Raw genomic sequence first — 930 nt, forward strand, 5'->3', positions numbered from 1 at the left:
ATTACCCAAAATAACAGCAATAATAATAATCAAGAACGTACTAACTGTTAATACGTAGTCCCTTGCCCCAGCGGCTGAGTAAAGCAAGTAGCCTAATCCAGGTATCGCGAACATTGATTCAATGAATATACTGTTACCGAAGAGTAAGCCATATGAGAAGAGTAATGCGGTTAACTGTGGTAGTAGAACATTCTTACCAATGTAGGATGTTAAAACTCGCCTCTCCGGAAGCCCCCTGGCTCTGGCCGTTAGTACGTAATCCTCCTTAGTTATGTTTAAGGCTAGGTTTCTTGTTCCAAAGGCCCAGCCTGGAAACAGTATTAGGAAGTAGGTTAGGATTGGTAAAGTTAAGTGCTTCATAACGCTGAGCATGAATGGTATGTTTAAGCCAGGTGTTAACCCCCTATCATATAATCCGGCAACTGGGAGAATTCTAATGTATACTCCAAAGACTATTAGGAGTATGAGGGCCAGCATGTATGATGGTATGGAATTAAATACTACTGATATAACATTAATGGCTACATCAAGCCTACCCCTCCTTGATGCACTAACGAGCCCCAGTAGATAACCGAAAACGAACGCGAGAGTTAATGAAACAGCAACAATTAGTATCGTCCATGGTGCTGCTGCGGCTATTAGCACAGTTGATGGTGACTTATATATCATTGAGTATCCTAGGTTCCCGTGAAGTACATTCCACAGGTATTGGAAGTAACTAACCACAATGTTTACGTTAGGATTATAGCCGGTCATTATTTCAGCTAATGTAACGGCCTGTTGATATGGTACACCTCCTCTTAATAAATTTGATAATGTTATTTCGAATGGGTTACCTGGCATTGCATGAATTATGAAGAACGCTATCGTTATTGCAGTAATTAACTGCGCAACAAGAAGCCCTATGGTTCTTAAAGCCCACATTAAATT

At 40.6% G+C, this 930-nt stretch carries 1 protein-coding gene; it reads right to left on the reverse strand.

Translation table 11 applies throughout. The annotated features are described in order from the left end of the window. Window positions 1-930: ABC transporter permease (locus BP896_RS05205; RefSeq protein ID WP_291766453.1), on the reverse strand; the 930-nt coding region annotated here is incomplete at both ends.

It is taken from the genome of Caldivirga sp. UBA161 (assembly GCF_002506515.1).
Classification (GTDB): domain Archaea; phylum Thermoproteota; class Thermoprotei; order Thermoproteales; family Thermocladiaceae; genus Caldivirga.